The following is a 26,669-nucleotide window of genomic DNA, read 5'->3' as shown; positions in this document are numbered from 1 at the left end:
TTTTTTTATCTTTTTTTCATCTTTTCTTCCAAACCCCTCTAAAACTACCTATAAATCAATAACTAAAAGGGAAAGGTAACATCTTCCTACCTCTCCCTTATTCTCTATATCACCGTGCTGCTAAAGTCTATTAATGCTCTAGCTACAATTAAATTCATTCAAATATACTCAAACTAGTATAATACACAGTCCAATCAATCACATAAAGAAATTTACTTCAGCTTTCTATTAGAGGTTAAAAAGAAATTACTTTATGTCTCATTCATAAGCGGTAACAAGTAGCACTCTTCCCCTTCTTTTCGTTTCTCCAGACCTTTAACAGCTAATTGAAGGAGATCAGCTGCAAATGATTGAATAGAGTCTTGATCCGCTTGTGTCAACTCGATCTGCGAATACTTTCTGCGCAGTCTTTTATAGTTACGCCCCTCTAATTTGAAGAAATCACAATCTTTAAGATAAGCGGTCACTTCCTCAAGATTAGCCAACAATCCCAAATGAAAAGCTGCTGGTGCAAAGGTCCTATCGAGAGGCTGAGCACAAGTGCTCCTAAATTCGATCGTTCCCCGCGTTGTCAAATCTTGGTACTGGTAGCTTCTGTGATTACAAAAATCATCTGCATGGGGGATTACTAGGCTTTCCTTGCCACTTAAATTGTATCCCTTGATTTGCTCCTTCTTTAGATACTCTCCAGCTACGATAGGAGGAAAATAATAGGTGTCTCCCTCTCGCTCAACATTGAAAATGGCTGTATGATTTAAATAATTGAAAAAATCTTCCTCATCTTTGAAATCATGGGGATTAACACCGACATTTTCTACTAACAAGCCATGCATGGACTCTTCCCAGAAGCGGTCTCTCGAGATTCTAGTGTTGAAATCTTCTGTTATCAATTCCGAATTAGCGAAAAAATAGGCTTTAGCTGCCTCGATTTGATTAAAGGCATTGATTACCTGGATGAAATTCGTTCGAGAAACATCCAACTGTACCTGGCTTCCACAGATATAGCTGCCATAATCGGGATGGCGATGAAAGAAATCTCCGCCAATTTTCTCACTCAAAGCCAGATATTGCATCAACATTTGATAGCGAGGATATTTCACGGGCTGATTATCATTTTCCTTCCAGAATGGATGCAAACCGTGCCCCTGAAGCTCATGATGATCTTTGCGCAAAATTTGTTGAATAATGTCTAAGTAGTGATTGAAGCGTATTTCAACTTCCTGAATTACTTTCGCTCTTTCAAATGCAAATTCTAAAATATTGTAAGAAACTTCAAAAAGTATCCGATCTTCACTATCTGAAGCTTTTAATTGGATAGGATTGCCGTCTAAGTCCCTGCGTTCGACAATAAAACCATAATCGGAGTTTAGCCTTGCCAAGAGCTCTTTTGTAACACGGGTATCTGTTGCTCCACCTTCAAGATTCACAATTGGGAATTCCAACTCAATCCCAATATATAAGTCTGGATTTTCTTTAATATTGGCTAAATAGCGCTCTTTCAAAATATCAATTGAATCTTGCATCTCTTCTCCTTCCCTCATAAGGCCTTTTCTTTTCCTATTTAAAACTCAAAACGCCTGCTTACGAAATTGTTTTTCACTAAAAGCAATTTCGTAAACAAGCGTCTACGCTTTCATCATGATGATGAGTGTTCCCGCTAGGAAAATTCCTAGCGGTAGACCAGAGCTAGACTAAGAGCTTAAGAACTCCATCATCATAACACTCAACAAAATTGATAAAAATTATACTAATTCAATAATTGCCATTGGCGCAGCATCCCCACGGCGTGGTTCAGTTTTAAGAATACGAGTGTATCCACCATTGCGCTCAGCATAGCGAGGTGCCAATTCAGAGAACAATTTTTGAAGAGCTGTAGTTGTAGTGTATTTGTTAGTCTCTTCATTGTAGTTTTCTGATGCAATTTCGTTACGTACAAAAGCTACTGCTTGACGACGAGCATGCAAGTCACCACGTTTACCAAGAGTAATCATTTTTTCAACTGTTTTACGGATTTCTTTAGCACGAGCTTCAGTTGTTACGATTGATTCATTGATAATCAAGTCAGTAGTCAAATCGCGAAGCATTGCTTTACGTTGTGAGCTAGTGCGTCCTAGTTTACGGTAAGCCATGTATTCCTCCTTTATTTATCGTTTCTTAACCCAAGACCAAGGTCAGCAAGTTTAACTTTAACTTCTTCAAGACTCTTGCGGCCCAAGTTACGAACTTTCATCATTTCAGGCTCTGATTTTTCTGTCAAATCAAAGACAGTATTAATTCCTGCGCGTTTCAGACAGTTGTATGAACGAACTGATAGATCCAATTCTTCAATAGTACGTTCCAAAATGCGATCATCTGAAGATTTCTCTGCTTCCTTCATCACATCAGTTGAAATAGCAACTTCTGTTAAATCTGTAAAAAGATTCAGATGCTCTGTCAGGATACGAGCTGATAGTCCCAAAGCGTCTTCGGGAATGATAGTTCCATTCGTTAAAATTTCAAGGGTAAGTTTATCAAAACCATCGTTGCTACCAACACGAGCTGGCTCAACTTGGTAATTTACTTTTGTCACAGGCGTATAGATAGAATCTACCGCAAGTGTGCCCACTGGTGCATCATCTTTTTTATTTTCATCAGCTGGTACATATCCACGACCGCTATTCACAGCCATTTTCGCTTTGAAGCGAGCACCTTCACTGATTGTAAAGAGATAATGATCAGGGTTTACAATTTCGATATCACTGTCTGTCAAAATGTCTCCAGCAGTTACTTCTGCAGGACCTTCAACATCCAATTCAATCATCTTTTCGTCTTGGACGTAAGATTTCACAGCAATCCCTTTGATGTTCAGAATGATCTGCATAACATCTTCACGGACCCCAGAAATCGTATCAAATTCGTGCAATACTCCTTCAATGTTGATAGAAGTCACTGCTGCACCTGGAAGTGAGGCGAGAAGTACACGACGAAGCGAATTCCCAAGTGTTGTACCGTAACCGCGTTCTAGCGGCTCAACTACAAACTTGCCATAATTTTTATTTTCATCAATTTTTGTTATATTTGGTTTTTCAAACTCAATCATTTAGTTAACTCCCTCTTAAACGAAAAGCAGTGTAATTGTTTATGATTATACACGGCGACGTTTTGGAGGACGAGCACCATTGTGTGGCACAGGAGTCACATCACGAATAGCAGTTACTTCCAGACCAGCTGCAGCAAGTGCACGAATAGCTGACTCACGACCAGAACCTGGACCTTTAACTGTAACTTCAACTGATTTAAGACCGTGTTCTTGTGCAGACTTAGCAGCTGCTTCAGATGCCATTTGGGCAGCAAATGGTGTAGATTTACGAGAACCTTTGAAACCAAGAGCTCCAGCAGATGACCAAGCAATCGCATTACCATGCACATCAGTAATCATAACAATAGTGTTATTAAATGTAGCGTGAATATGTGCAATACCAGATTCGATATTTTTCTTCACACGACGTTTACGTGTTGGTTTAGCCAAGACTTTTACCTCCTATATTATTTTTTCTTACCTGCAATCGCAACGGCTTTACCTTTACGAGTACGAGCATTGTTTTTAGTGTTTTGTCCACGGACAGGAAGTCCACGACGGTGACGGATACCACGGTATGAACCGATTTCCATCAAACGTTTGATGTTAAGGTTTACTTCACGACGAAGGTCACCTTCAACCTTGATTGCATCCACTTCGCGACGGATAGCGTCTTCTTGATCTGATGTCAAATCTTTGACACGGATGTCTTCTGAGATTCCAGCCGCAGCCAAAATTTTCTTAGAAGTTGGAAGTCCGATACCATACACGTAAGTAAGTGAAACGACTACACGTTTGTCATTTGGAATGTCAACTCCAGCAATACGAGCCATGTTTTCTCCTTTCTATCTTATCCTTGACGTTGTTTGTGTTTTGGATTTGCTGGGCAAATTACCATAACACGGCCATTACGACGAATAACTTTACAGTATTCGCAAATTGGTTTGACCGATGGTCTTACTTTCATTTCTTATCCCTCCAAGTTTTTCGATTATTTAAAGCGGTAAGTGATCCGTCCACGTGTCAAATCATAAGGACTCATCTCGACAGTAACACGATCTCCCGCTAAAATACGAATATAGTTTTTACGAATTTTACCAGAAACTGTTGCTAAAATCTGATGTCCATTTTCAAGTTCAACCGTAAACATTGCGTTCGGCATCGTATCAACTACTTTGCCTTCGACTTCAATCACATCGTCTTTTGCCACGCAAAAGCACCTCCCTAAATTTCGATAGATTCCTCTGAGCACAGAGGTAACAATTATAAGTCAGACTAACTCATTGTATCACTACTTGTCAAATATTGCAAGCGGGAAAAACGCTTTTATTTTAAATTTGACAAGACTTTTTCGATATCTGAGAAGACTGCCTCAATCTCTTGATTGCCCTGAATGTCGTGAACGAGTCCTTGAGCACGGTAATGATCAATAATTGGTTGGCCTTGAGCGATATTAACATCCAAACGACGTTTTACTGTTTCAGGTTTGTCGTCTTCACGTTGATAGTAATCTTCTTCTTTGTAATCCACTGGTGGGTTGAAAACTTTGTGGAAGGTTTCCCCTGTTTCGCGGTGGATAATCCGACCACTCAAACGTTCTAACAAGCTGTCTGGATTTACTTCGATATTGATAACTGCGTCAAGTTGGATGCCCAAATCCGCAAGGATCTGATCCAAAGCATGGGCTTGGTCAATTGTCCGTGGATAACCGTCCAACAAGAAACCAGTTTCTTTAATATCATTTTGTGCCAAGCGCTCTTTCACGATTCCGTTTGTCACTTCATCTGGCACCAACTCGCCTTTAGAAATGTAGGATTTCGCTAAAATACCCATTTCTGTTTCATTGGCCATAGCAGCACGGAACATATCCCCAGTTGAAATATGTGCCACGTGGAATTGTTCCACAATTTTGGCTGCTTGTGTTCCCTTGCCTGCACCTGGCAAGCCCATAATCAAAAGATTCATGTTTTGTCTCCTTTTTTGTTTTTAAAGCAATCTATTAAAACACTTAATAAACTTTTTTAAAAACAAAATAGAAGGTTGACTAAGTCAACCTATTTCTATTCTGTTGTAGTATCCATAAATCCGACATACTTACGCTTCAGAAGGTAGCCTTCCAACTGTTTCATCCCTTCAATACCAGTAGAAATGATGATAAGAAGACTAGTTCCTCCAAGAGCAACTGCATCGGTCAGACCGAAAAGATCTTTGGCTAGGATCGGAATGATTGTGATAATCCCTAGGAATAGTGAGCCAACTGTCGCCAAGCGACGAAGCAATTTAGACATATATTCTTCCGTTCCCTTACCTGGACGAACACCTGGGATGTAGGCTCCACTCTTTTGTAAATTCTCTGCTGTTTTTTCAGGATTAATTTGTACAAATGTATAAAAGAAAGTAAAGAGAATAATCAAGAGAGCATAGGTAAACATACCACTGATGGTTGTTGTCGCAAGAAGCGACTGCGCTGTCCGAACCCAGGATGCGTTATAGCCCATAGCACTTACAAATTGGAAGATGGCTGCTGGAGCAGCTGTAATCGAACTTGCAAAGATAACTGGGATAACACCAGCAGGATTCACTTTTAACGGTAGGTAGGAACTTGAAGGGGCACCTTGAGCAATCTTCGTATATTGAATTGGAATTTTGTACTCAGCTTGTTGCACAAAGGTTGTGAAATAGATAATCACCAGAACAGCAACAATTAAAATCCCAACGAAAATCAAAGACGAATTGAGTCGATCGCTCGGGATATTAACAAAGTAATCTTCATAGATTCCTTTGATCATACCAGGAATACCAGATACAATCCCTGCAAAGATAATCATGGATACACCATTACCATAACCCTTATCTGTAATTTGCTCTCCTAACCAGGTCACAATTACTGAACCTGTCGTGAGGAGAGCACCAATCAAAAGATAGGTTTGCCAATTTGGATTCGCTACTAATTTGGTTCTCGACAAAGTCGCAAACCCAGCTGTAATCCCGATGGATTGGACAAAGGCCAATACCAGAGAAATATAGCGAGTTGCTTGATTAAGCTTTCTCCGTCCGACTTCTCCTTGCTTGCCCCACTCTACAAATTTTGGAAGCAAATCCATTTGCAAGAGCTGAACCACGATTGAAGCCGTGATATAGGGACTAACCCCAAGGGCGAAAACAGAGAAGTTACGCATGGCATTCCCAGAAACCAAACTAAGCATGTTTAAGAAAGGTAAATCGCTTAAACTATTCAATGCTTTGGCGTTAATTCCTGGAACGGTTATAGTTGTACCAATACGGAAAACTAAGATGATGAACAGTGTGAACAAAATCTTAGACCGTACTTGTTTTATTTTAAGTGCGTCTTTTAATAGCTTGAAAAACATAGGTCACCTCTCTTAGATGACTTCGACTGAACCACCTTTAGCAGTGATAGCTTCTTCAGCTGATTTAGAGAATTTAGCTGCTTTAACAGTCAACTTCTTAGTCAATTCTCCGTTACCAAGAATCTTAACACCAGATTTTTCAGCTTTTACAATACCTGCTTCGATAAGAACCACTGGAGTTACTTCTGCACCATCTTCGAAAAGATTTAATTGGTCAAGGTTAACAATCGCGTATTCTTTACGGTTTACATTCAAGAAACCACGTTTTGGTACACGACGGAACAATGGAGTTTGTCCACCTTCAAAACCAAGACGAACACCGCCACCGCTACGTGCTTTTTGACCTTTTTGACCGCGACCAGAAGTTTTACCGTTACCTGATGAAGTACCGCGACCAACACGGTTGCGAACTTTACGTGAACCTGCAGCAGGTTGTAATTCATGAAGTTTCATTAATTTTTTCTCCTCTTTTGTAAAATGCTAGCGCTCGTACCAGAGAAAAGGTGTCTCTGATACAAACTCGCCTATACATATATTTAGTTTTAGGGGCTGAGAAAATTCTCAAATCCCCTAATGTATCTTAATAAAAGTTTTTCAGCTAAGGCTTACTTAACTTCTTCAACAGTTACCAAGTGAGATACAGCAGTGATCATACCGCGTACCGCTGGATTGTCTTCTTTGATAACTGAGCTGTTCAATTTGCCAAGTCCAAGTGCTACAACAGTTTTACGTTGTGACGGGATGCGTCCGATTGGAGACTTAGTCAAAGTAATTTTAATTTGAGCCATGAGTTCCCCTTTCTTAAGCCAAGTCAGAAACTGAAATACCACGAAGGGCAGCAACTTCTTCAGCGCGTTTCAATTGTTTCAAGCCTTCAACAGTTGCACGAACGATGTTGATTGGAGTGTTTGAACCAAGTGATTTAGATGTAACATCTGCCACACCTGCCAATTCGATGACGGCACGAACAGCACCACCAGCAGCAACTCCAGAACCTTCAACAGCTGGCTTAAGCAATACTTTCGCTCCACCAAATTCTGAAAGAACTTCGTGAGGAATAGTTGTACCAACCATTGGAACTTCGATCAAGTTTTTCTTCGCATCTTCAACTGCTTTACGGATAGCTTCTGGTACTTCTTGAGCTTTACCAGTACCGAAACCAACACGACCGTTGCGGTCACCAACTACTACAAGAGCTGCAAAACGAAGACGACGTCCACCTTTAACAACTTTAGTAACACGGTTGACTGCAACTAAGCGTTCTTCAAGTTCAACTGCATTGTCTTTAAATGCCATTTTCTAGTGTCCTCCCTATTAGAATTTCAATCCGTTTTCACGAGCTGCATCAGCCAAAGCTTTTACACGTCCGTGATAGAGATATCCACCGCGGTCAAACACCACTTCAGAAATACCTTTAGCAACTGCACGTTCTGCAACGAGTTTACCTACAACAACGGCTTGTTCAGTTTTAGTTCCCTTTGAAACTTCTTTGTCAAGAGTTGAAGCGCTTGCGAGCGTTACACCCGCTACGTCATCAATCACTTGAGCGTAGATGCCTGTATTAGAACGGAATACGTTCAAACGTGGGCGATCAGCAGTTCCAGAGAGTTTTCCGCGAACGCGACGGTGGCGTTTTTGGCGGATTTTATTTTTATCTGGTTTCGTAATCACAATTTTCACCTCTTATTATTATTGACGTGCCTTAGCACAAAATCGGAAAATAAATTGGCTGGCTGAAATGATCAGCCAATCAATATTATTTACCAGTTTTACCTTCTTTGCGGCGAACGAATTCACCAACGTAACGGATACCTTTACCTTTATATGGTTCTGGTGCACGAAGGCTACGTACATAAGCAGCTGTTTGTCCAACCGCTTCTTTTGAAATTCCGCTAACAACGATTGTTGTTGGGTTTGGAAGTTCAAAAGTAATTCCTTCTGGAGCTTCAACTTCGTCTGGGTGAGATTTACCTACAGCCAAGACAAGTTTTGAGCCTTGAAGTTGTGCACGGTAACCAACCCCACGCATTTCAAGTTCTTTCTTGAATCCTTCTGATACTCCAACAACCATGTTGTTCAAAAGGGCACGAGTAGTTCCGTGGATTGTTTTCATTTCTTTTGAATCGTTTGGACGGTGAAGAGTTACTTCAGTTCCTTCCACACGGATTTCAATATCTTTTGAGAACTCACGAGTTAGTTCTCCTTTAGGTCCTTTTACAGTTACGACGTTGTCATTGTTAGTGATTTCAACACCAGCAGGCAACACGATAACTTTATTACCAATACGTGACATGTTTATTTTCTCCTGTTAAATTGTCAGGCCGCAAGCGACCAGTTTTCACGGGGCTTAAATCGATTGCTCGATTTAAAGGAACATTTAGGTTTCAATTTCAAAGTGAATCTATGCTTCGTCTCGCAAGCATAACTTTGGATTAGGCAAGAAACGATAACGAAGAGCCACAAAGAAATTGAGAGCTAAATATTACCAAACGTAAGCGATGACTTCTCCACCAACGTTCTTTTGGCGTGCTTCTTTATCAGTCAGCAAACCTTCAGATGTTGAAAGGATAGCAATTCCAAGTCCGTTCAAGACTTTTGGAAGGTCTTCGCGTTTCTTGTAAACACGTAGACCTGGTTTTGAAACACGTTTCAAACCAGTGATAACTTTTTCACCATTTTGTCCGTATTTAAGGAAGACACGGATGATGCCTTGTTTGTCATCTTCGATGATTTCAACGTTTTTTACAAAACCTTCACGCTTCAGGATTTCAGCAATCCCTTTTTTGATGTTTGATGCAGGTACTTCAAGTACTTCGTGGTTCGCTTGATTAGCGTTACGGATACGAGTCAAAAAGTCTGCAATTGGGTCAGTCATAACCATTTTATATTTCTCCTCTTACTAGTAGTTTGCAAGCTGCACTTGCTAGTTAATGATTGAGCTAGGCTCAGAATAAGTTTCTAGGCTTCAAGTCCTAAGTGAGTCTAGGCATCGGCTTGTGGGCGTAACTAAAGTTAGGCAAAAGCCGATAACGAAGAATCATGACGGAATTGGAAGCTAGAATTACCAAGATGCTTTGGTAACGCCAGGGATTTGTCCTTTGTATGCTAATTCACGGAAGCAAACACGGCAAAGTTTAAACTTGCGGTAAACTGAATGTGGACGGCCACATTTTTCACAACGAGTATAAGCTTGCGTAGAGAACTTCGCTGGGCGTTTGTTCTTAGCAATCATTGATTTTTTAGCCATTTGTTTTACCTCCTATATTATTTTGCAAAAGGCATTCCAAGGCCTGTAAGCAATGCACGTGACTCTTCGTCAGTGTTAGCAGTTGTTACGATAACGATATCAAGACCGCGAGTCTTATCAACGTCATCAAAGTTGATTTCTGGGAAGATCAGTTGTTCTTTCACACCAAGTGTGTAGTTTCCGCGTCCATCAAATGATTTTGTTGGAACACCATGGAAGTCACGCACACGTGGAAGTGATACAGTAACCAATTTATCCAAGAACTCATACATACGTTCGCCACGAAGGGTTACTTTAGCACCGATCGCTACACCTTCACGAAGACGGAAGCCGGCGATTGATTTTTTAGCTTTAGTGATAAGTGGTTTTTGACCTGAGATAAGAGCCAATTCTTCAGCAGCTTTTTCAAGGTTTTTAGCGTTTGATACAGCGTCACCGACACCCATGTTCAAAACGATTTTATCCACTTTTGGCACAGCCATAACAGATGAGTAGTTGAACTTTTCAGTCAAAGCAGGTACTACTTCATTAAGATATTTTTCTTTTAAACGATTTGCCATTATACTTCTCCTTTCCTTCGTGATTAGTCAAGCACTTCGCCTGATTTTTTGTTGTAACGAACTTTTTTGCCGTCTACAAACTTGTAACCAACGCGTCCTGCAACACCATTTTTGTCAAGAACTTGAACGTTTGACGCATGGATTGGTGCTTCTTTTTCTACGATAGCACCTTGAGGGTTTTCGCTATTTGGTTTTTGGTGCTTCTTAACAAGGTTAACACCTTCAACAACTACTTTGTTTACTTTTGGAAGAGCTGCAACAACAAGTGCTTCAACACCCTTGTCCTTACCAGCAATTACGCGAACTTTGTCGCCTTTTTTTACAAACATTATTAGGTTTCTCCTTTAATTTCTTACGCCCATGAGGGCACCCTGGAAAATTCCCAGGGGACTTGTTTGATTTTAGATTAAAGTACTTCTGGAGCCAATGATACGATCTTCATGAAGCCACCGTCACGCAATTCGCGAGCAACTGGGCCGAAGATACGAGTTCCGCGAGGAGTTTTGTCTTCACGGATGATGACTGCAGCGTTTTCGTCGAATTTGATGTATGAACCATCTTTACGACGAGCACCTGATTTAGTACGAACGATAACCGCTTTTACAACGTCACCTTTTTTAACCGCACCACCAGGAGTAGCTTGTTTTACAGATGCAACGATGACATCACCGATGTTGGCGAACTTACGTCCTGAACCACCAAGAACTTTGATTGTCAGGATTTCGCGAGCACCGCTGTTGTCAGCAACTTTCAAACGAGTTTCTGTTTGAATCATTTAAGTTTTCTCCTTTCTGGTTTGATTAGATGATAACCGCTTCTTCAACAACTTCTACAAGACGGAAGCGTTTTGTAGCTGAAAGCGGACGAGTTTCCATGATACGAACGATATCGCCTTCTTTGGCAACATTATTTTCATCATGTGCTTTGTACTTCTTAGAGTAGTTAATACGCTTACCATAGACTGGGTGGTTACGTTTTGTTTCAACTACAACTGTGATTGTCTTATCCATCTTGTCAGAAACGACGCGTCCGACGAGGGTTTTACGTTGATTACGTTCCATTTTAGAATTTCTCCTTTCCCAAGTCTATTATTTAACTTCTGATTGAACAGTTTTGATACGTGCGATTTGTTTTTTCACTTCTTTCAAACGCGCTGTCTGCTCCAATTGACCAGTAGCGGCTTGGAAACGAAGGTCAAACAATTCTTTCTTCAATTCATTTTCACGCTTCGCGAGTTCTTCTTGAGAAAGACCACGAAGTTCTTTAACAAAATCTTGAATTTCTTTAAGTTTCATGCTTTCTCCTTATTCTGCTTCACGCTTTACGAATTTACATTTAACTGGCAATTTGTGGCTTGCAAGACGAAGAGCTTCACGAGCGATTTCTTCTGATACGCCAGCGATTTCAAACATCACTTTGCCACGTTTAACTGGTGCTACCCAACCTTCTGGAGCCCCTTTACCAGATCCCATCCGTACACCGATTGCTTTTGCAGTGTATGATTTGTGTGGGAAGATTTTGATCCAAACTTTACCACCACGCTTCATGTAACGAGTCATAGCGATACGGGCAGCTTCGATTTGACGGTTAGTGATCCAGTGGCTAGTAGTTGCTTGAAGACCATATTCTCCAAAAGTTACCTCTTTACCACCTTTAGCTTCACCACGCATTTTTCCGCGGAATTCGCGACGGTGTTTAACACGTTTAGGTACTAACATTGGTTATTTACCTCCTTTAGTGTTTTTACGAGCTGGAAGAACTTCACCACGGTAGATCCATACTTTAACACCAAGTTTACCGTAAGTAGTATCAGCTTCTTCCCAAGCGTAATCGATATCCGCACGAAGGGTGTGAAGTGGAACAGTTCCTTCAGAGTATCCTTCGCTACGAGCGATATCTGCACCGTTCAAACGACCTGATACTTGAGTTTTGATTCCTTTAGCTCCTGCACGCATTGCACGTTGGATTGCTTGTTTTTGAGCACGACGGAAAGCAACACGTTGCTCCAATTGACGAGCAATTCCTTCACCAACAAGGTGAGCATCCAAATCTGGAGATTTGATCTCGATGATGTTGATGTGTACTTGTTTTCCAGTCAATTTGTTAAGTTTTGCACGAAGTGCATCAACGTTTGCTCCACCTTTACCGATAACCATACCTGGTTTAGCAGTGTGAAGTGAAACGTTAACTTTGTTTACTGCGCGTTCGATTTCAATAGTTGAAACAGCTGCGTCAGCCAATTCTTTTTGAACGAATTTACGGATTGCAAGATCTTCATGAAGGTAATCCGCGTATTCTTTTTCAGCATACCATTTGGCATCCCAATCACGGATGATGCCGACACGCATACCAATTGGATGTACTTTTTGACCCACGATGTTACCTCCTTATTTTTCTGCAACAACCACAGTGATGTGGCTTGTGCGTTTGTTGATTGGTGAAGCTGAACCTTTAGCGCGTGGACGGAAACGTTTCATAGTTGGTCCTTCGTTTGCGAAAGCTTCAGATACTACCAAGTTAGCTTTTTCCAAACCAAAGTTGTTTTCAGCATTAGCGATTGCAGAGATCAATACTTTCTCGATAATGCCAGCAGCTTTGTTTGGAGTGAATTTCAAGATTGCGATTGCGTCAGCGACGTTTTTACCACGGATATTGTCAAGAACTAGACGAGTTTTACGAGGTGAAACACGCACTGTACGAGCCATTGCTTTAGCTGAAGTAATTTCTGCCATTTATGTTCTCCTTATTTTCTACGTGTTTTCTTGTCGTCTGCAGCGTGACCTTTGTAAGTACGAGTTGGTGCAAATTCACCAAGCTTGTGACCTACCATGTCTTCTTGGATGTAAACAGGCACGTGTTTACGTCCGTCATAGACTGCGATTGTGTAACCGATGAAACTTGGGAAAATCGTTGAACGACGTGACCAAGTTTTGATAACTTTTTTCTTTTCGTCGTTAGCTTGAGCTTCAACTTTTTTCATCAAATGCTCATCGACGAAAGGTCCTTTTTTAAGACTGCGTCCCATTTTTATATTTTCTCCTTTAAAATAAGTACCACAGCGGCCTGCGCTGCTAGGCAGCGCTACCGAGCTGGCGGATAGATTGTTTTAGATTATTTCTCGTTGCGACGACGAACGATAAGTTTGTCAGATTTCGCTTTCTTGTTACGAGTTTTAAGACCAAGAGCAGGTTTGCCCCATGGAGTAGATGGCGCTTTACGACCAACTGGTGCTTTACCTTCACCACCACCGTGTGGGTGATCGTTAGGGTTCATTACAGAACCACGAACTGTTGGGCGGATACCTTTCCAACGGCTACGGCCTGCTTTACCAAGGTTAACCAAGCCATGTTGTTCATTTCCGACAACACCAACTGTAGCGCGGCAAGTACCAAGAATCATACGAACTTCGCCTGATTGAAGACGAACAAGAGTGTATTTACCTTCTTGACCCAATACTTGAGCAGAAGCTCCAGCGGCACGAACCAATTCACCACCACGACCTGGCTTCAACTCAATGTTGTGAACCAAAGTACCAACTGGGATATTAGCAAGTGGAAGTGCGTTACCGACTTTGATATCTGCTTCAGGACCTGAAACGATACGTTGACCTACTTCAAGACCTTTAGGAGCGATGATGTATGCCTTCACACCGTCAGTATAGTGAACCAAAGCGATGTTTGCTGAACGGTTTGGATCGTACTCGATAGTTTTAACTACTGCTTCAACAGCATCTTTGTTACGTTTGAAGTCAATCAAACGGTAGTGACGTTTGTGACCGCCACCTTGGTGACGAACAGTGATGCGTCCGTTGTTGTTACGACCAGCTTTGCTCTTAAGAGAAACGAGCAAAGATTTTTCTGGAGTGCTAGTAGTGATTTCAGCGAAATCCAAAGAAGTCATATTACGGCGACCGTTTGTTGTTGGTTTATAAACACGAATTCCCACGATATTTCCTCCTTAGATTATTCTGCTTCAGCAGCTCCGAACAACTCGATTGCTTTTGAATCTGCTGTCAGAGTGATGATAGCTTTTTTAGTTTTATTAGTAAAACCAGTGTAACGTCCAACGCGTTTTGCTTTAGGTTTTACGTTGATAGTGTTGACATTAGCAACTTTAACTCCTTCAAAAGCAGCTTCAACAGCTTGCTTGATCAAAAGTTTGTGAGCGCGAGTGTCTACTTCAAATACGTATTTGCCTGCTTCAAGCTGAGCCATTGAGCTTTCAGTGATGACAGGCTTTTTGATAACGTCATACAAATTCATTATGCAAGAACCTCCTCAATTTTAGAGATAGCTGCTTGAGTAACAAGAAGTTTGTCGCTGTTTGCGATATCAAGAACACTTGCTGTTGTTGCTGTTGCAACTTTAACATTTGGAAGGTTACGTGCTGAAAGTGCAGCAAATTCATTTCCTTCTTCAAGAATAACAAGTACTTTTGTGTCAATGCTCAATGCTGCAAGCACTTTTGCAAACTCAGCAGTTTTTGGAGCTGTAAATGAAAGGCTGTCTACAGCTACGAATTTGTTTTCAGCAACTTTTTCAGAGTAAACTGATTTCAATGCCAATCTACGAACTTTTTGTGGAAGTTTGTAGGCATATGAACGAGGAGTTGGACCGAAGACGATACCACCACCACGCCATTGTGGAGAGCGGATAGAACCTTGACGAGCACGTCCAGTTCCTTTTTGACGCCATGGTTTGCGTCCGCCGCCTGATACTGCAGAACGGTTTTTAACAGCGTGAGTTCCTTGACGGAGGCTAGCGCGTTGGCTGATGATCACGTCGAAGACAACTGATTCATTTGGTTCGATACCAAAGATTGCGTCGTTAAGAACTACTTCACCAGCTTCTTTACCAGTTTGGTCAAATAATTTTACGTTTGCCATTGTGACTGATTTCCCCTTTCTTTATTATTTACCAGCTTTAACTGCTGATTTGATAGTGATAAGAGATTTCTTAGCACCAGGTACGTTTCCTTTGATCAAGATAACGTTTTTCTCTGGAACAACTTGTACGATTTCAAGGTTTTGAATCGTTACACGGTTGCCACCCATACGTCCAGCCAAGTGTTTGTTTTTGAAAACACGGTTTGGCGCAACTGGTCCCATTGAACCAGGACGACGGTGGTAACGTGAACCGTGAGCCATTGGACCACGAGATTGGCCATGGCGTTTGATTACACCTTGGAAACCTTTACCTTTTGAAGTTCCTGTTACATCAACAACATCACCAGCTTCGAATGTATCAACTGTGATTTCCGCACCAACTTCCAAGCCTTCAATGTTTTTGAATTCACGAATGAAGCGCTTAGGAGCCGTGTTAGCTTTCGCTACATGTCCTTTAGCAGGTTTGTTGCTCAATACATCACGAAGGTCATCAAAACCAACTTGAACTGCGTTGTAACCGTCTGTTTCAACTGTTTTTACTTGAAGGACAACGTTTGGAGTTGCTTCAACAACAGTTACAGGGATTAATTCGCCAGCTTCAGTGAAGATTTGAGTCATTCCCACTTTTTTCCCTAAGATTCCTTTTGTCATGAGAAAATGTTTCCTTTTCTATTTTTTGTCTAAAAAGTTTTTAACGAGCGTTTTTTATGCTCAAGATACCAAGCTTTAGATTAAAGTTTGATTTCTACGTTCACACCACTTGGAAGGTCCAACTTCATCAAAGCGTCAACTGTTTTTTGAGTTGGGTTGATGATGTCGATCAAGCGTTTGTGAGTACGCATTTCAAATTGTTCGCGAGAATCTTTGTATTTGTGAGTCGCACGAATGATTGTGTAGAGGCTACGTTCAGTTGGAAGTGGGATTGGACCCGCAACTTCAGCACCTGTACGTGCAGCAGTTTCTACGATTTTTGCAGCCGCTGTGTCAAGTGTACGATGTTCGTAAGCTTTCAAACGGATGCGGATTTTTTTGTTTGCCATCTTTTTCTCCTTTTTTCGTCTATTTAAGATAATAGGCTAGCTCCACAAGAAAACCGACAGGTGATTGCGTGGCAATGCAACCGAGCGTGTCGCAACCTCTTGCATCAAAGCTACACGCTGTTTTTTTACAGCACCATAGTATTTTAACACAAAGAACCAAGCATTGCAAGGGATTTGAGTAATTTTTTAAATCTTTTTTACTAGCCTAAGTTCTTGGAGTAAGTTCTGATCCTCTTATGTAACTAGAACTCAGTTTGACAACTTACCCATTGTTGGGGGTAGCGATAAAGATAGATACTGTCTGATCTGGATCATATTTTTCAAAATCAATACTATACTGACGTTGCAGTTCTCTTGCTTCTTCTGCCCGCCAAATTTGCTGCCAGGTATGAAGGCAACCTTTTGAATCACTTGTATCCACCTCAAATACTTGGTAAGTTTGCTCTGAAGTGTCAAAGTCCCAGTCTTCTTTATCAGACAGACTACAGAGCGACAAGCTGTAATCACCCTTGTAGTCGCTGGCATAATCATGATAAACTGCATAAATCGGAAGCCCTTGGGCAAATGCCTCCTCTACTTCTTTCTGGTGTTCCTGCCATAGATGGTTAATTTTTTCCATCATGTTTGGATCTTGAAAATTATTGGTAGAGATACTACTGATTATTTTTAAAAACATATTTTGCTCCTTTTACTTTCACTTCTAAGGTGACTGACTAACAATCGACCTCAGCTCTAAACCTTCTAACTACCAAGCTACTACTTCACTCAACAAAATGAATTAGCGCTCTTTGCGTATAGGATATATCACGCCGTTCACTATCAACTCCTCTTTCCTAGAGAGAATGGCACCCATAGTAAACAAAACGTTAAATTTACCAGTCTCAACCAGAGACGAAAAACATGTAGGCTTCGACCAAGACCAGCCTTCCAATTCTTATTGATATAGTTTGGAAAGTTTTTAACGAGCGTTTTTTATGCTCAAGCCTAAGATACAAAGGGATTCAAACTCAAAGCAAAAATAGGAAACCGACGCGCGTTTCGTGGCAATGCAATCGATTATGTCGCAACCTCTTGCATCACAGCTAACGCTGTGATTTACAGCACCACGGTAGAATAGCACAAAGCCCCTGCGATTTCAAATGAAGACTCTTAGAAATTCCTCTTGGAGCGGTTGTAGCCGTAGCGCTCAACAAAGTCTTCTCGGAATTCCAACAGATTATCATCCATAATGGCTTGACGAACCTTCTTCATGAGATTTACCAAGAAATAGAGATTGTGGTAACTTGTCAAGCGGAGGCCAAAGGTTTCATCAGCTTTGAGCAGGTGGCGGATATAGGCCCGCGTGTAGTTTGTACAAGTGTAGCAATCACAGTCGTGATCCAGTGGCGTGAAATCTTCCTCAAACTGGGCATTTTTGACAACCAGACGTCCCTCGCTGGTCATGCAGGTGCCGTTTCGGGCAATCCGAGTCGGCAGAACGCAGTCAAACATATCAACGCCACGGATAACACCATCAATCAAGCTATCTGGCGCTCCCACTCCCATGAGATAGCGAGGCTTGTTTTCAGGCAGCAAAGGCGTTGTGAAGTCCAGCACCGCATTCATTTCCTCATGAGACTCACCAACAGCCAGCCCTCCGATAGAGTAGCCTGGGAAATCCATGCTGACCAAATCTTGAGCAGACTGGCGGCGCAAATCTTCAAAGCCAGCTCCCTGAACAATCCCAAAGAGACCTTGATCGTGTGGACGAGTGTGGGCCTTGAGTCCGCGCTCTGCCCAACGGCTAGTCCGCTCGATAGACTTCTTGACATAGTCATAAGGCTGGTAGAACTGCGGGCACTCATCAAAAGACATCATAATGTCGCTGCCTAGGTTGTTCTGGATAGAGATAGCCTTTTCTGGCGACAGGAACATCTTGGAACCATTGAGGTGGTTCTTAAAGGTTACTCCTTCTTCTGTGATGTTGCGGCTGTCAGCTAGAGAGTAAACCTGAAAGCCACCACTATCGGTCAGAATAGGCTGGTCCCAGTTCATGAACTTGTGCAGGCCACCTGCACGGGCAATCAGCTCATCACCTGGCCGCAACCAGAGATGGTAAGTATTGGCCAAGATGATACCCGAACCCATTTGCTTGAGCTCTTCTGGTGACTGGGTCTTGACCGTCGCCTGAGTCCCAACCGGCATAAACATAGGCGTCGGAAAGGTCCCATGAGGCGTGATAATCTCCCCCAAGCGGGCACCCGTATGTTTTTCTTTCTTAATCAAACGGTATTTAATCGGTGAATCTGACATGTTTCCTCCTGCTGGGAAAAACAGTCCCAGCTATTTTCTTCTATAAAATAAGCGACAGGCGCTCATAAGATACCGTATGATTTTACCAAAAAAAGTCTTGTCTGTCACGATATGTGGTATAATAAAAATCATGAAATGGAGGTCTGTATGAATTTAAGCGAAATCCGTGCCCAAGCGCGAGCTATCCGAAATCAAACCAACGGCATTTTCTCTCTCTTTGCCATTCCAACTCTGGTAACCATTTTATCTACTTATTTGTCACCCAACCGTCATCTGGAGGAGATCGTTCCCCAGTTGGAGGTCAATCAGGCCTTTGTTGTGATTTTTGGTCGTCAAATTTTTCCACAAATCGTAGAATTTATCATCGCCCTGCTCTTTTTATCTGCTAGCTTCAGCATGATAGATGTCGTCCGGAAAAAACGCGATACGGTTGGCTTTACAGATATTGGCCGAATCTTTTCTGCCGAGCTTTTTTCGCCGATTTTTATCACACAACTGACCAAAAGCATTCTCCTCTTGCTGTGGAATTCTATCAGCCTTGTCGGTTCATTTTTCCTTATTTTCAGCAGTTACAAGGTACTAGCTATTTATGGAAAAATATCCGATGTGTCCCAATTGACAGCTGCTAGTCCTGAGGTGGAGCAAATCGTCAGCTATGCGCCCATGATGTTTCTCGGCACTCTCATTGTCTTGGCTGGTACGGCAGTCTTCCTGATGGCCAACTACGCTTACTCTCAGACCGACTTCATCCTTTATGATCAGCTAAGTACTGGCACCTACCAAGGTCCTTGGCAAGTTCTTGTGCAAAGTAGACGCATGATGAAAGGCTATAAGTGGAAACGTTTCTTGCTGGATTTGAGCTTTATCGGCTGGTATATCCTGATTGGTATCACACTGGGAATCGCTGGAATTGTGGCCTATCCTTACATCACAACAGCTCGGGTGCTCTTTTATGAAAATTTAAAAACACTAAGTAAGTAAAATGAGAGTGGGACAGAAATCGGTAATTCCTTAGAATTCGATTTCGTCGTCCCACCTCCGCACAGTTGAGTAGGGCTGTAAAAGCTGATGAAATCAGCGTAGTAGAGCCCACTCAACCACTGCGTCTTGCTTGACAATCCAAAGACAATTGAGAGACTAGGACTTTTGTCCCAGCCTCATTTTTTCGTCTAGATTTAACGCAGTTGGACTTTCACTACCAAGGGTAAGTCGGCTGCTAAACTCGGCATGAAAAGACGCAAACCTTGAGGTGTTTGCTCCCATTCAAGCGCGTCATCATAGCCTAGTAAGGATACCTCTTCTATGATGCCATGAAAACGAGACGCGGGATTTTCTCTTTCGTCTGCCAAGGCCTGAATCGTCAGCCACTGATTTGCTGCAGGCTCCATCAGAAAGGCATACACTGCTCCGCCCTTAGCCGTGAAACGGAAATCCTGGTTTGTATAAGGGATGTTTTTCCCATCCGAAAATGGCCCACTATCTACTTGTGTCGGACCTTCTCCAAATTGCCTCCACGCGCGTGAATCATAGATCGCTTGACCATTCACTTGGAGCCAAGCCCCGATCTCTCTCAAGATTTCTTGATCTTTTTCTGGAATCGCCCCGTCTCCTTTTGGCCCAATATTCAGCAGCAAATTCCCATTTTTGGACACGACATCAATCAAGGTCTGGATGATTTCTTTAGCTGACTTATAGTCAAGGTTCTCTGTGTAGCCCCAAGAATTTCGCGCGATAGCCGTATCCGTCTGCCAAGTGAAAGACTGGATCTCTGCGAAACCGCCGCGTTCCACTTCCACAATCCCTGCACCAAAAGCCAGCGCATCATGCTTGTAGCAGATGCTAGTCGGCTTCCCAGAAGCCGCTCCTAAATTATAATAATAGGCCGCAAAAAGCTTTATATACTCTTTAAAAGCTGCATGCTGAATCCACCAGTCAAAATACAAAATCTCAGGCTGGTAATCTCGAACCAGCTCACAGGTACGCAGGAGCCAATCATCTAGAAACTCCTGACTCGGATAAGGCTGACCAAACAAATCATGGTGGTCTGGCTCTGGCATAGCCGGCCAGTAGAGTTCCTCGCGACTGACTTCGCTGGCAATGTCACTGGCAAACTCCTTTCCATGTGAAAAGAAAAAATGATGCTCCGCCCGATGGGAGGAAGTACAAAAATGAACCTGCTCTCTTTGGGCTGCCTGACTCAATTCCCCCAAGATATCACGCTTTGGACCCATTTCTACACTATTAAAAGGAGAGAGCTGGCTAGCATAAAGCTGGAAGCCGTCGTGATGCTCTGCCACTGGAAACATGTATTGGGCTCCCGCTTCTTTAAAGAGGCGCAGCCATTCGTCCGCATCAAAATTTTCGGCTGTAAAGAGTGGAATAAAATCCTTGTAGCCAAAATCTTTGTGAGGCCCGTAAGTTTTGATATGGTGGTCAAATTCTGCCGTACCCTGGATGTACATATTTCGAGAGTACCACTCGCTCCCAAAGGCAGGAAGGCTGTAAAGTCCCCAGTGGATAAAAATCCCAAACTTAGCCCTTTTGAACCAGTGGGGAACTTGATAGGTCGCAAGAGAGTCCCAGTCTGGATAGAAAGGGCCTTGGTTGGCAACTCTTTGAATTTCTTCTAAAGATATTTTCATCGTTACTACCTCATCATTCGATTAAAACGCTTTCTTTTATTGTACCAATTTTTGGAGAAGAAAGAGCCATTTTACAAAAAAATAATCCAAAACAGCCCTGCGAGCAAACTTTCCCAATAAAGCAAAGAAAAAGGAACAGTAATTAATTCTGTTCCTTGTTTTTATATTGTCAGCATGGTGAGCACCTCGGAAAGCCACTCGCATCACGATGCTCATCATTCAACACATCAATTCGCTACACGATAGTAGGGATGTTGGCTTGCATAGGTAAAATCTTGCCCCACTAAAATGCGTTCTTTCGGATTTTCACTTCCAGTATCATAAAGACGAGCTCCTTTAGGAATGGCTGTAAAAGAGGCAATGTGGTGTCCAGCCTTATTGGCTAGAATAGCTGTGTATTTGCCCTCAAAAATTTGACCATCCACTAAAGTGTAGTCGCTTGACTCATTTCCTCTGTAAGTATGGGACAGCAAGCCATTTGCATCAAATACTAATTGATTGCCCAAATCGTCTTGCCAAGTACCAGCAATGCTAGAGAAATCGCCATTTGCTAGAGCATTGACATCCATACCGGAAGTTGTTGGAGTGTTTGAATCTGCTGGAGTCTTGTTTTCCACGGACTTCTCAGCTTGACTGGAAATGCTCGGGTCGCTAGAAGTCTGAGGAGTTGAAGAGGATGTCACGGAGTTAGAAGCAGAACTTTGCTTGGCTGATGGTTTAGTCGAAGACTTGCTAGAACTGCTAATCTTAGAGCTCTGAGAGGTAGAACTACTAGCCTCCGTGGAAGGCTTAGAGCTACAGGCGGCGAGCAAGAAAGCAGAGCACAAGGCAGTGGCTGTCAATAAAATAAGTTTACTACGTTTCATAATGGAATCTCCTTGCCGGTTTATCATTAATTTGCTACTCGATAGTAGGGATGTTGTGCGGAAGAGATTGCATCACTTCCAAGCATGATTTGTTCTTTAGGCGCTGGAGCACCATTAAGTGGCAATGCTACGCCTACTGGAACAGCGAATAAAGGATCACTACTGCCTGCTCCATTATAACCAAAATCAGCTCTAAACTTATCTCCTTCTACATGACCATTGTAAATAGCGTTATGGTTCAATGTTTCACCATTATTACGTTGCAATGTTACTAATCCATTTGCATCAAAAACTAATTGGTTGCCCAAATCGTCTTGCCAAGTGCCTGCAATGCTAGAGAAATCACCATTTGCTAGAGCATTGACATCCATACCGGAAGTTGTTGGAGCCACTGGAGTAGCCGGAGTTGTTGGAGTGTTCGAATCTGCTGGAGTCTTGTTGTCCACGGGCTTCTCAGCTTGACTGGAAACACTCTGGTCGCTAGATGTCTGAGGAGTTGGAGATGATGTCACGGAGTTAGAAGCAGAACTTTGCTTAGCTGATGGTTTGGTAGAAGACTTGCTAGAACTGCTAATTTTAGAGCTCTGAGAGGTAGAACTGCTGTTCACCTTCGTGGAAGGCCTAGAGCTACAGGCGGCGAGCAGGAAAGCAGAGCACAAGGCAGTGGCTGTCAATAAAATAAGTTTACTACGTTTCATAATGGAATCTCCTTGTCGGTTTATCATCAATTTGCTAAACGATAGTAGCGATGTTGGCTTGCATAGGGGACATCTTACCCCACCAAAATATATTCTTTAAAGCTTTTACTTTGTAACAAAAGAAATATTTTGTAATCCAATTGTAATTCTATGAAATAATTTTGTCAACATTTTGTGTGATATTTTTCTCAAAATTTATTTGAAATTTATAGAAATGCCTTTTTGATGCAAAAACACAGGAGTTCCTCCTCCTGTGCTTCGTTTCAAATTTTCTCTAAATCCTGAAAGATCCGCTCACAGGCTGCTTCTAGAGAATCTTCGTCCCTAAAGAACGATTCCTCTTCCCAGCCTAAGAAATCTCTATCTTTCCACCAGCGTCTCATATCAGCTGGGGCAAATTCCTCTTGCTTGGCTCTGGTCTGATGGCGACGGACGGTTTCTTCAAAAGTCAAATCATAGTAATAGGCTAGGGTCTGAGGACCAAACAAAGTCCGCAACCGCTCCAGCATGTGGCCATAAATATCTGTCTCGTAGAAACCTTCTACCAAGACCAGCAAGTCCTGCTCGTAACCAAAATGAGCTAGGCTTTCCGTCAAATCAATAGATAGGTTGCCCGGCTCAACCTTTTCCTTGAGCATGCCCCGTCTAACCGTATCCTGCGATATCAGGAGAGTGCCTCGGCCGTAGTGAGTCTGCAATTTTTTAGCTAAACTCGATTTGCCAGAGCCGGAATTGCCACGAATGATGACTAACTTGGCCATATTATTCGCCTAGAATCAAGCGGGTATGCTCGCGTTTGATGCAGCGATCCATGACGATATCGTCGTGACCAGCTGCACGCAAAATCTGTTCAGCTTCTTCATTTTCCAAGCCCAACTGAGCCCAGAAAATCTTGGCATCTGCTTCCAGAAAATCACGCGCCACATCTGGCAAAAACTCGCTACGACGGTAAACATCGACAATATCCACTGGGAAAGGAATATCTTTGAGACTGGCATAAACAGTTTCACCAAAAATCTGACTGCCCGCTGCCCGCGGATTGACTGGAATAATACGATAGCCCCGTTCCTGCATCTCCTTGGACACACGGTTGCTGGTCGTTTCTTCGCGGTCAGACAGTCCAACAACAGCAATCACTTTGCTGTTTTTCAGATAATGCTTGACGATTGCATCACTGGGATTTTGAAAATGATAAGTCATAGGCTTCCTCCTCATTCATAATAAAGTTGGATAGTTTTGCGGTATTTGCGTCTTAACTGAATCCGGGCTAAAACCTTAGAAAATAGATAATCCGTTCTAGGAGCATGGCTCCTTCGTCCGGATTCCTAATTTTCAGTCGGTTTTGACGCTCTTTGTATCTTGTTTTATTTTGCCTCGTACCAAGTTTGGCCAGCATTTTCATCTGCTACTAGTGGAACGGCCAGCTCAATCGCGGCTTCCATGGTTTCTTTGACTAGCTGGCGGACGGCTGTTAGCTCGTCATTTGGCACTTCCAGCACGATTTCATCGTGAACCTGCAAGAGCATGCGAGACTTGAAATTCTTCTCTGTCAGAGCTCGGTCCAGATTAATCATAGCGACTTTGAGAATATCTGCGGCGGAGCCTTGGATCGGGCTGTTAATGGCTGTGCGCTCCGCAAAATTTCGGATGTTAAAGTTGCGGGAATTGATATCTGGCAAAGAACGACGGCGATGGTAAATGGTCTCTACGTAACCCTTATCACGCGCTTCGCGGACGATGGTTTCCATATAATTCTTAATCCCTGGGAAGCGCTCAAAATAAGTCTGAATATAATCTTTGGCAGCCTTGCGGGAAATGCCCAGATTATTGGCCAGTCCGAAGTCGGAAATGCCATAGACCACTCCGAAGTTGACAGCCTTGGCATTGCGACGGTCATTAGGTGTCACATCCTCTGCCTTTTCAATACCAAAGACCCGCATGGCGGTAGCCGTATGAATATCTTCTCCATGCTGAAAGGCAGCAATCAGATGCTCGTCCTTAGAAATGTGAGCCAGCACCCTCAGCTCAATCTGGGAATAATCCGAGCTGAGTAGCACACTATCTGCCCACTCTGGCACAAAGGCCTTGCGAATGAGGCGCCCCTGCTCCAAACGAACGGGGATATTCTGCAGGTTCGGGTCAACCGAGGACAAGCGGCCCGTCTGGGTCAAATCCTGAACATAGCGAGTGTGAATCTTGCCGTCAGCCGCTATCGCCTCCTGCAGGCCGATGATATAAGTGGACTGGAGCTTGCTGATTTGACGGTATTCCAGTATCTTAGACACAATCGGTGCAATCGGTGCTAAACGCTCCAGCACATCCACCGCTGTCGAGTAGCCTGTCTTGGTCTTTTTAGTGTACTCCAGTGGCAGCCCCATATCCTCAAAGAGAATGGTTCCCAGCTGTTTGGGCGAGTTGATATTAAACTCCTGACCAGCCAGATCATAAATCTCCCGAGTCAGACTTTCCAGCGTCTTTTCATTTTCCGCCTGCATACCCTGCAGGGTTTCCCGCTCGACCTTAATCCCCGCAATCTCCATCTTGGCTAGGACAAAGGCCAGCGGTTGCTCCATTTCAAGCAACAAATCCAGCTGATCGTGGGAACGGAGCTGTTCTTGCATCGGCTCTTCTGTTTCCAACAGTACCTGAACCTTACGAGCTAGATGCTCAAAGAGCTGCTCTTGCTCCGGCAAAGCGCGCTTGGCTCCCTTGCCATAAACCTCATCATCCGTCGGCAGAATTGTTTGACCGTAAAGGCGAGCAATAGTCGCCAGCTCATTATCCTCGACCGTCGAAAGCAGATACTTGGCTAGGCGCGCATCAAAGGATGCTACTGGCAGTTCAATGCCGTAATGACTGAGCAGTACCTTGGTCCGCTTGAGGTCGTAGGTTTTCAGAGCTGTTTTTGTCAAAAACTCCTGAAAGAGAGGTTGCTGTAGTAAATCGCTGGAGCCGACATAAATCTGACGACTATCTCCCCAAGCAAGGCCGACAATCTCTTCCTTATGGTAGTTGTCACCCAAGATTTCAAAATAGAAGAATTGCTCTGGTGCCAACATATCTGCTGTCACCTCAGTCACTTTGGTAAATTCAATTGGTTTGACTTCTACTGGCTCTTGAGTCGTTCCTAGCTGAGCCTTGAGCTGCTTGAAGCCCATCTCGTCATAGAACTTGCTCAGGGCCTCTAGCTGCGGACCCTTGTAAACCAAATCATCCAGCCCGATTTCAATCGGTGCCTGAGTATTGATGGTTGCGAGGGTCTTAGATAAGAAGGCCTTGTCCTTGTCATTGATCAGATTTTCCTTCATCTTGGAAGCCTTGAGCTGGTCAATATTTTCATAGAGATTTTCCAAAGAGCCATACTCCAAGAGGAGCTTGAGACCAGTCTTCTCACCGATCTTGGTCACGCCGGGGATATTGTCCGACTGATCGCCCATCAGCGCCTTGAGGTCAATGAACTGCTCTGGCGTGATACCCATCTTTTCCATGAGGTAGGCTGGGGTAAATTCCTCAAACTCAGCCACGCCTTTCTTGGAAATCTCCACCACGGTATTATCATCCGTCAGCTGAATCAAGTCTTTATCTCCGCTGACAATGGTCACATCGTAAGGCACTGCTGTCTTTTCAGCCATCTTGTCCAAGGTCCCAATGATGTCATCCGCCTCGTACTGAGCCAAGTCATAGTAGCGGATGCCTAAGTAGTCCAGCATTTCTCGGATAAAGGGCAGCTGCTCCCGAAATTCATCCGGTGTCTTGGCCCGACCAGCCTTATAGTCAGCATACATCTCGGTCCGGAAGGTCGTCTTGCCAGCATCAAAAGCTACCAAGACATGAGTCGGCTGCACACGCTCCAAGAGATGATTGAGCATGAGGTGAAAGCCATAAATAGCATTGGTATGCAGGCCCGATGGACTCTTGAAACGGTCGATTTGATTATAAAGCGCAAAAAAAGCGCGAAAAGCAACGGACGAACCGTCGATTAATAATAATTTATTCTTTTTTTCCATAGG

39 protein-coding genes are annotated in these 26,669 nt (G+C 43.0%); 1 reads left to right on the top strand and 38 read right to left on the bottom strand.

The window, feature by feature from the left end; all coding sequences use genetic code 11:
- Window positions 1-251 precede the first annotated feature (251 nt).
- From O3651_RS09100 to tgt, 32 genes are all read right to left on the bottom strand, one after another.
- Complete coding sequence (locus O3651_RS09100; protein WP_371610219.1) at window positions 252-1,523, bottom strand: gamma-glutamylcysteine synthetase; 1,272 nt, start codon at window positions 1,521-1,523, stop codon at window positions 252-254.
- A 219-nt stretch (window positions 1,524-1,742) separates the two neighbouring features.
- A complete protein-coding gene (gene rplQ, locus O3651_RS09095; protein WP_371610218.1) occupies window positions 1,743-2,129 on the bottom strand; it encodes a 50S ribosomal protein L17 in 387 nt (128 codons plus the stop codon).
- Between the two features lie 11 nt (window positions 2,130-2,140).
- A complete protein-coding gene (locus tag O3651_RS09090; RefSeq protein WP_005591287.1) occupies window positions 2,141-3,079 on the bottom strand; it encodes a DNA-directed RNA polymerase subunit alpha in 939 nt (312 codons plus the stop codon).
- A gap of 45 nt (window positions 3,080-3,124) precedes the next feature.
- Window positions 3,125-3,508: a 30S ribosomal protein S11 gene (gene rpsK, locus O3651_RS09085; RefSeq protein WP_001118385.1), complete on the bottom strand. Its 384-nt coding sequence runs from the start codon at window positions 3,506-3,508 to the stop codon at window positions 3,125-3,127.
- 17 nt (window positions 3,509-3,525) lie between these two features.
- Window positions 3,526-3,891 (bottom strand): 30S ribosomal protein S13, encoded by a 366-nt coding sequence (rpsM, locus tag O3651_RS09080; RefSeq protein WP_005591288.1) that lies wholly within the window; start codon window positions 3,889-3,891, stop codon window positions 3,526-3,528.
- 17 nt (window positions 3,892-3,908) lie between these two features.
- Window positions 3,909-4,025: a 50S ribosomal protein L36 gene (gene rpmJ / locus O3651_RS09075; protein ID WP_001808836.1), complete on the bottom strand. Its 117-nt coding sequence runs from the start codon at window positions 4,023-4,025 to the stop codon at window positions 3,909-3,911.
- Between the two features lie 24 nt (window positions 4,026-4,049).
- Window positions 4,050-4,268, bottom strand: coding sequence for a translation initiation factor IF-1 (infA, locus tag O3651_RS09070; RefSeq protein WP_001029883.1), 219 nt, complete (start codon window positions 4,266-4,268; stop codon window positions 4,050-4,052).
- 116 nt (window positions 4,269-4,384) lie between these two features.
- Window positions 4,385-5,023, bottom strand: coding sequence for an adenylate kinase (locus O3651_RS09065; protein ID WP_239192810.1), 639 nt, complete (start codon window positions 5,021-5,023; stop codon window positions 4,385-4,387).
- Window positions 5,024-5,118: 95 nt separating this feature from the next.
- Complete coding sequence (gene secY, locus O3651_RS09060; RefSeq protein ID WP_015604255.1) at window positions 5,119-6,429, bottom strand: preprotein translocase subunit SecY; 1,311 nt, start codon at window positions 6,427-6,429, stop codon at window positions 5,119-5,121.
- 12 nt (window positions 6,430-6,441) lie between these two features.
- On the bottom strand, window positions 6,442-6,882 hold the full coding sequence (rplO, locus tag O3651_RS09055) for a 50S ribosomal protein L15 (RefSeq protein WP_015604254.1): 441 nt from the start codon (window positions 6,880-6,882) through the stop codon (window positions 6,442-6,444).
- A gap of 152 nt (window positions 6,883-7,034) precedes the next feature.
- On the bottom strand, window positions 7,035-7,217 hold the full coding sequence (gene rpmD, locus O3651_RS09050; protein WP_002894509.1) for a 50S ribosomal protein L30: 183 nt from the start codon (window positions 7,215-7,217) through the stop codon (window positions 7,035-7,037).
- A gap of 13 nt (window positions 7,218-7,230) precedes the next feature.
- Window positions 7,231-7,725 carry a 30S ribosomal protein S5 gene (gene rpsE, locus O3651_RS09045; protein WP_005591292.1) on the bottom strand — a complete coding sequence of 165 codons (495 nt, stop codon included), beginning with the start codon at window positions 7,723-7,725 and terminating at the stop codon, window positions 7,231-7,233.
- Window positions 7,726-7,743: 18 nt separating this feature from the next.
- Window positions 7,744-8,100, bottom strand: a complete 357-nt coding sequence (gene rplR, locus O3651_RS09040; protein ID WP_009659213.1) for a 50S ribosomal protein L18 — start codon at window positions 8,098-8,100, stop codon at window positions 7,744-7,746.
- A gap of 85 nt (window positions 8,101-8,185) precedes the next feature.
- Window positions 8,186-8,722, bottom strand: a complete 537-nt coding sequence (gene rplF, locus O3651_RS09035; RefSeq protein WP_005591293.1) for a 50S ribosomal protein L6 — start codon at window positions 8,720-8,722, stop codon at window positions 8,186-8,188.
- Window positions 8,723-8,911: 189 nt separating this feature from the next.
- The gene (rpsH, locus tag O3651_RS09030) at window positions 8,912-9,310 is read right to left on the bottom strand and encodes a 30S ribosomal protein S8 (protein WP_002899666.1); all 399 of its coding nucleotides are present in this window, start codon (window positions 9,308-9,310) and stop codon (window positions 8,912-8,914) included.
- Between the two features lie 180 nt (window positions 9,311-9,490).
- On the bottom strand, window positions 9,491-9,676 hold the full coding sequence (locus O3651_RS09025; protein ID WP_001085697.1) for a type Z 30S ribosomal protein S14: 186 nt from the start codon (window positions 9,674-9,676) through the stop codon (window positions 9,491-9,493).
- A 17-nt stretch (window positions 9,677-9,693) separates the two neighbouring features.
- The gene (gene rplE, locus O3651_RS09020) at window positions 9,694-10,236 is read right to left on the bottom strand and encodes a 50S ribosomal protein L5 (RefSeq protein ID WP_005591294.1); all 543 of its coding nucleotides are present in this window, start codon (window positions 10,234-10,236) and stop codon (window positions 9,694-9,696) included.
- 23 nt (window positions 10,237-10,259) lie between these two features.
- Window positions 10,260-10,565 carry a 50S ribosomal protein L24 gene (gene rplX, locus O3651_RS09015; protein WP_005591295.1) on the bottom strand — a complete coding sequence of 102 codons (306 nt, stop codon included), beginning with the start codon at window positions 10,563-10,565 and terminating at the stop codon, window positions 10,260-10,262.
- A 77-nt stretch (window positions 10,566-10,642) separates the two neighbouring features.
- Window positions 10,643-11,011 (bottom strand): 50S ribosomal protein L14, encoded by a 369-nt coding sequence (gene rplN, locus O3651_RS09010; RefSeq protein ID WP_002894494.1) that lies wholly within the window; start codon window positions 11,009-11,011, stop codon window positions 10,643-10,645.
- Between the two features lie 25 nt (window positions 11,012-11,036).
- Complete coding sequence (rpsQ, locus tag O3651_RS09005) at window positions 11,037-11,297, bottom strand: 30S ribosomal protein S17 (RefSeq protein WP_002885836.1); 261 nt, start codon at window positions 11,295-11,297, stop codon at window positions 11,037-11,039.
- 27 nt (window positions 11,298-11,324) lie between these two features.
- Complete coding sequence (gene rpmC / locus O3651_RS09000) at window positions 11,325-11,531, bottom strand: 50S ribosomal protein L29 (protein WP_005591297.1); 207 nt, start codon at window positions 11,529-11,531, stop codon at window positions 11,325-11,327.
- 9 nt (window positions 11,532-11,540) lie between these two features.
- Window positions 11,541-11,954 carry a 50S ribosomal protein L16 gene (gene rplP / locus O3651_RS08995; protein ID WP_005591298.1) on the bottom strand — a complete coding sequence of 138 codons (414 nt, stop codon included), beginning with the start codon at window positions 11,952-11,954 and terminating at the stop codon, window positions 11,541-11,543.
- A gap of 3 nt (window positions 11,955-11,957) precedes the next feature.
- Complete coding sequence (rpsC, locus tag O3651_RS08990; RefSeq protein WP_005591299.1) at window positions 11,958-12,611, bottom strand: 30S ribosomal protein S3; 654 nt, start codon at window positions 12,609-12,611, stop codon at window positions 11,958-11,960.
- Window positions 12,612-12,623: 12 nt separating this feature from the next.
- Window positions 12,624-12,968: a 50S ribosomal protein L22 gene (rplV, locus tag O3651_RS08985; protein ID WP_005591300.1), complete on the bottom strand. Its 345-nt coding sequence runs from the start codon at window positions 12,966-12,968 to the stop codon at window positions 12,624-12,626.
- An 11-nt stretch (window positions 12,969-12,979) separates the two neighbouring features.
- Window positions 12,980-13,261 (bottom strand): 30S ribosomal protein S19, encoded by a 282-nt coding sequence (rpsS, locus tag O3651_RS08980; protein ID WP_000533766.1) that lies wholly within the window; start codon window positions 13,259-13,261, stop codon window positions 12,980-12,982.
- A gap of 86 nt (window positions 13,262-13,347) precedes the next feature.
- Window positions 13,348-14,181 carry a 50S ribosomal protein L2 gene (gene rplB / locus O3651_RS08975; RefSeq protein ID WP_002894482.1) on the bottom strand — a complete coding sequence of 278 codons (834 nt, stop codon included), beginning with the start codon at window positions 14,179-14,181 and terminating at the stop codon, window positions 13,348-13,350.
- A 17-nt stretch (window positions 14,182-14,198) separates the two neighbouring features.
- Window positions 14,199-14,498, bottom strand: a complete 300-nt coding sequence (locus O3651_RS08970) for a 50S ribosomal protein L23 (RefSeq protein WP_005591301.1) — start codon at window positions 14,496-14,498, stop codon at window positions 14,199-14,201.
- The gene (gene rplD, locus O3651_RS08965; protein ID WP_005591302.1) at window positions 14,498-15,121 is read right to left on the bottom strand and encodes a 50S ribosomal protein L4; all 624 of its coding nucleotides are present in this window, start codon (window positions 15,119-15,121) and stop codon (window positions 14,498-14,500) included. The genes O3651_RS08970 and rplD overlap by 1 nt, the downstream gene beginning before the upstream one ends.
- 24 nt (window positions 15,122-15,145) lie before the next feature.
- Window positions 15,146-15,772 carry a 50S ribosomal protein L3 gene (rplC, locus tag O3651_RS08960; protein WP_045498245.1) on the bottom strand — a complete coding sequence of 209 codons (627 nt, stop codon included), beginning with the start codon at window positions 15,770-15,772 and terminating at the stop codon, window positions 15,146-15,148.
- A gap of 80 nt (window positions 15,773-15,852) precedes the next feature.
- Window positions 15,853-16,161 (bottom strand): 30S ribosomal protein S10, encoded by a 309-nt coding sequence (gene rpsJ / locus O3651_RS08955; RefSeq protein ID WP_005591304.1) that lies wholly within the window; start codon window positions 16,159-16,161, stop codon window positions 15,853-15,855.
- A 262-nt stretch (window positions 16,162-16,423) separates the two neighbouring features.
- Complete coding sequence (locus tag O3651_RS08950; RefSeq protein ID WP_005591305.1) at window positions 16,424-16,837, bottom strand: GyrI-like domain-containing protein; 414 nt, start codon at window positions 16,835-16,837, stop codon at window positions 16,424-16,426.
- Window positions 16,838-17,310: 473 nt separating this feature from the next.
- On the bottom strand, window positions 17,311-18,453 hold the full coding sequence (gene tgt / locus O3651_RS08945) for a tRNA guanosine(34) transglycosylase Tgt (protein WP_371610217.1): 1,143 nt from the start codon (window positions 18,451-18,453) through the stop codon (window positions 17,311-17,313).
- Between the two features lie 147 nt (window positions 18,454-18,600).
- On the opposite strand from tgt, the gene O3651_RS08940 reads away from it, so the two are divergent.
- Window positions 18,601-19,434 (top strand): DUF975 family protein, encoded by an 834-nt coding sequence (locus O3651_RS08940; protein WP_247951330.1) that lies wholly within the window; start codon window positions 18,601-18,603, stop codon window positions 19,432-19,434.
- A 194-nt stretch (window positions 19,435-19,628) separates the two neighbouring features.
- On the opposite strand, the gene O3651_RS08935 is transcribed toward O3651_RS08940, so the two are convergent.
- From O3651_RS08935 to polA, 6 genes are all read right to left on the bottom strand, one after another.
- Window positions 19,629-21,095 (bottom strand): alpha-L-fucosidase, encoded by a 1,467-nt coding sequence (locus O3651_RS08935; protein ID WP_371610216.1) that lies wholly within the window; start codon window positions 21,093-21,095, stop codon window positions 19,629-19,631.
- Window positions 21,096-21,322: 227 nt separating this feature from the next.
- Window positions 21,323-21,961, bottom strand: a complete 639-nt coding sequence (locus O3651_RS08930) for a DUF6287 domain-containing protein (protein ID WP_371610215.1) — start codon at window positions 21,959-21,961, stop codon at window positions 21,323-21,325.
- A 26-nt stretch (window positions 21,962-21,987) separates the two neighbouring features.
- The gene (locus tag O3651_RS08925; RefSeq protein ID WP_371610214.1) at window positions 21,988-22,659 is read right to left on the bottom strand and encodes a DUF6287 domain-containing protein; all 672 of its coding nucleotides are present in this window, start codon (window positions 22,657-22,659) and stop codon (window positions 21,988-21,990) included.
- Window positions 22,660-22,922: 263 nt separating this feature from the next.
- Window positions 22,923-23,420: a kinase gene (locus O3651_RS08920; protein ID WP_371610213.1), complete on the bottom strand. Its 498-nt coding sequence runs from the start codon at window positions 23,418-23,420 to the stop codon at window positions 22,923-22,925.
- Between the two features lies 1 nt (window position 23,421).
- Window positions 23,422-23,859: a CoA-binding protein gene (locus tag O3651_RS08915; RefSeq protein ID WP_371610212.1), complete on the bottom strand. Its 438-nt coding sequence runs from the start codon at window positions 23,857-23,859 to the stop codon at window positions 23,422-23,424.
- 164 nt (window positions 23,860-24,023) lie between these two features.
- Window positions 24,024-26,666, bottom strand: coding sequence for a DNA polymerase I (gene polA, locus O3651_RS08910; protein ID WP_371610211.1), 2,643 nt, complete (start codon window positions 26,664-26,666; stop codon window positions 24,024-24,026).
- Window positions 26,667-26,669 lie beyond the last annotated feature (3 nt).

The sequence above is a fragment of the Streptococcus sp. 27098_8_73 genome (genome assembly GCF_041432495.1).
Lineage (GTDB): Bacteria > Bacillota > Bacilli > Lactobacillales > Streptococcaceae > Streptococcus.
This window is presented reverse-complemented; position numbering and strand designations above follow the sequence as displayed.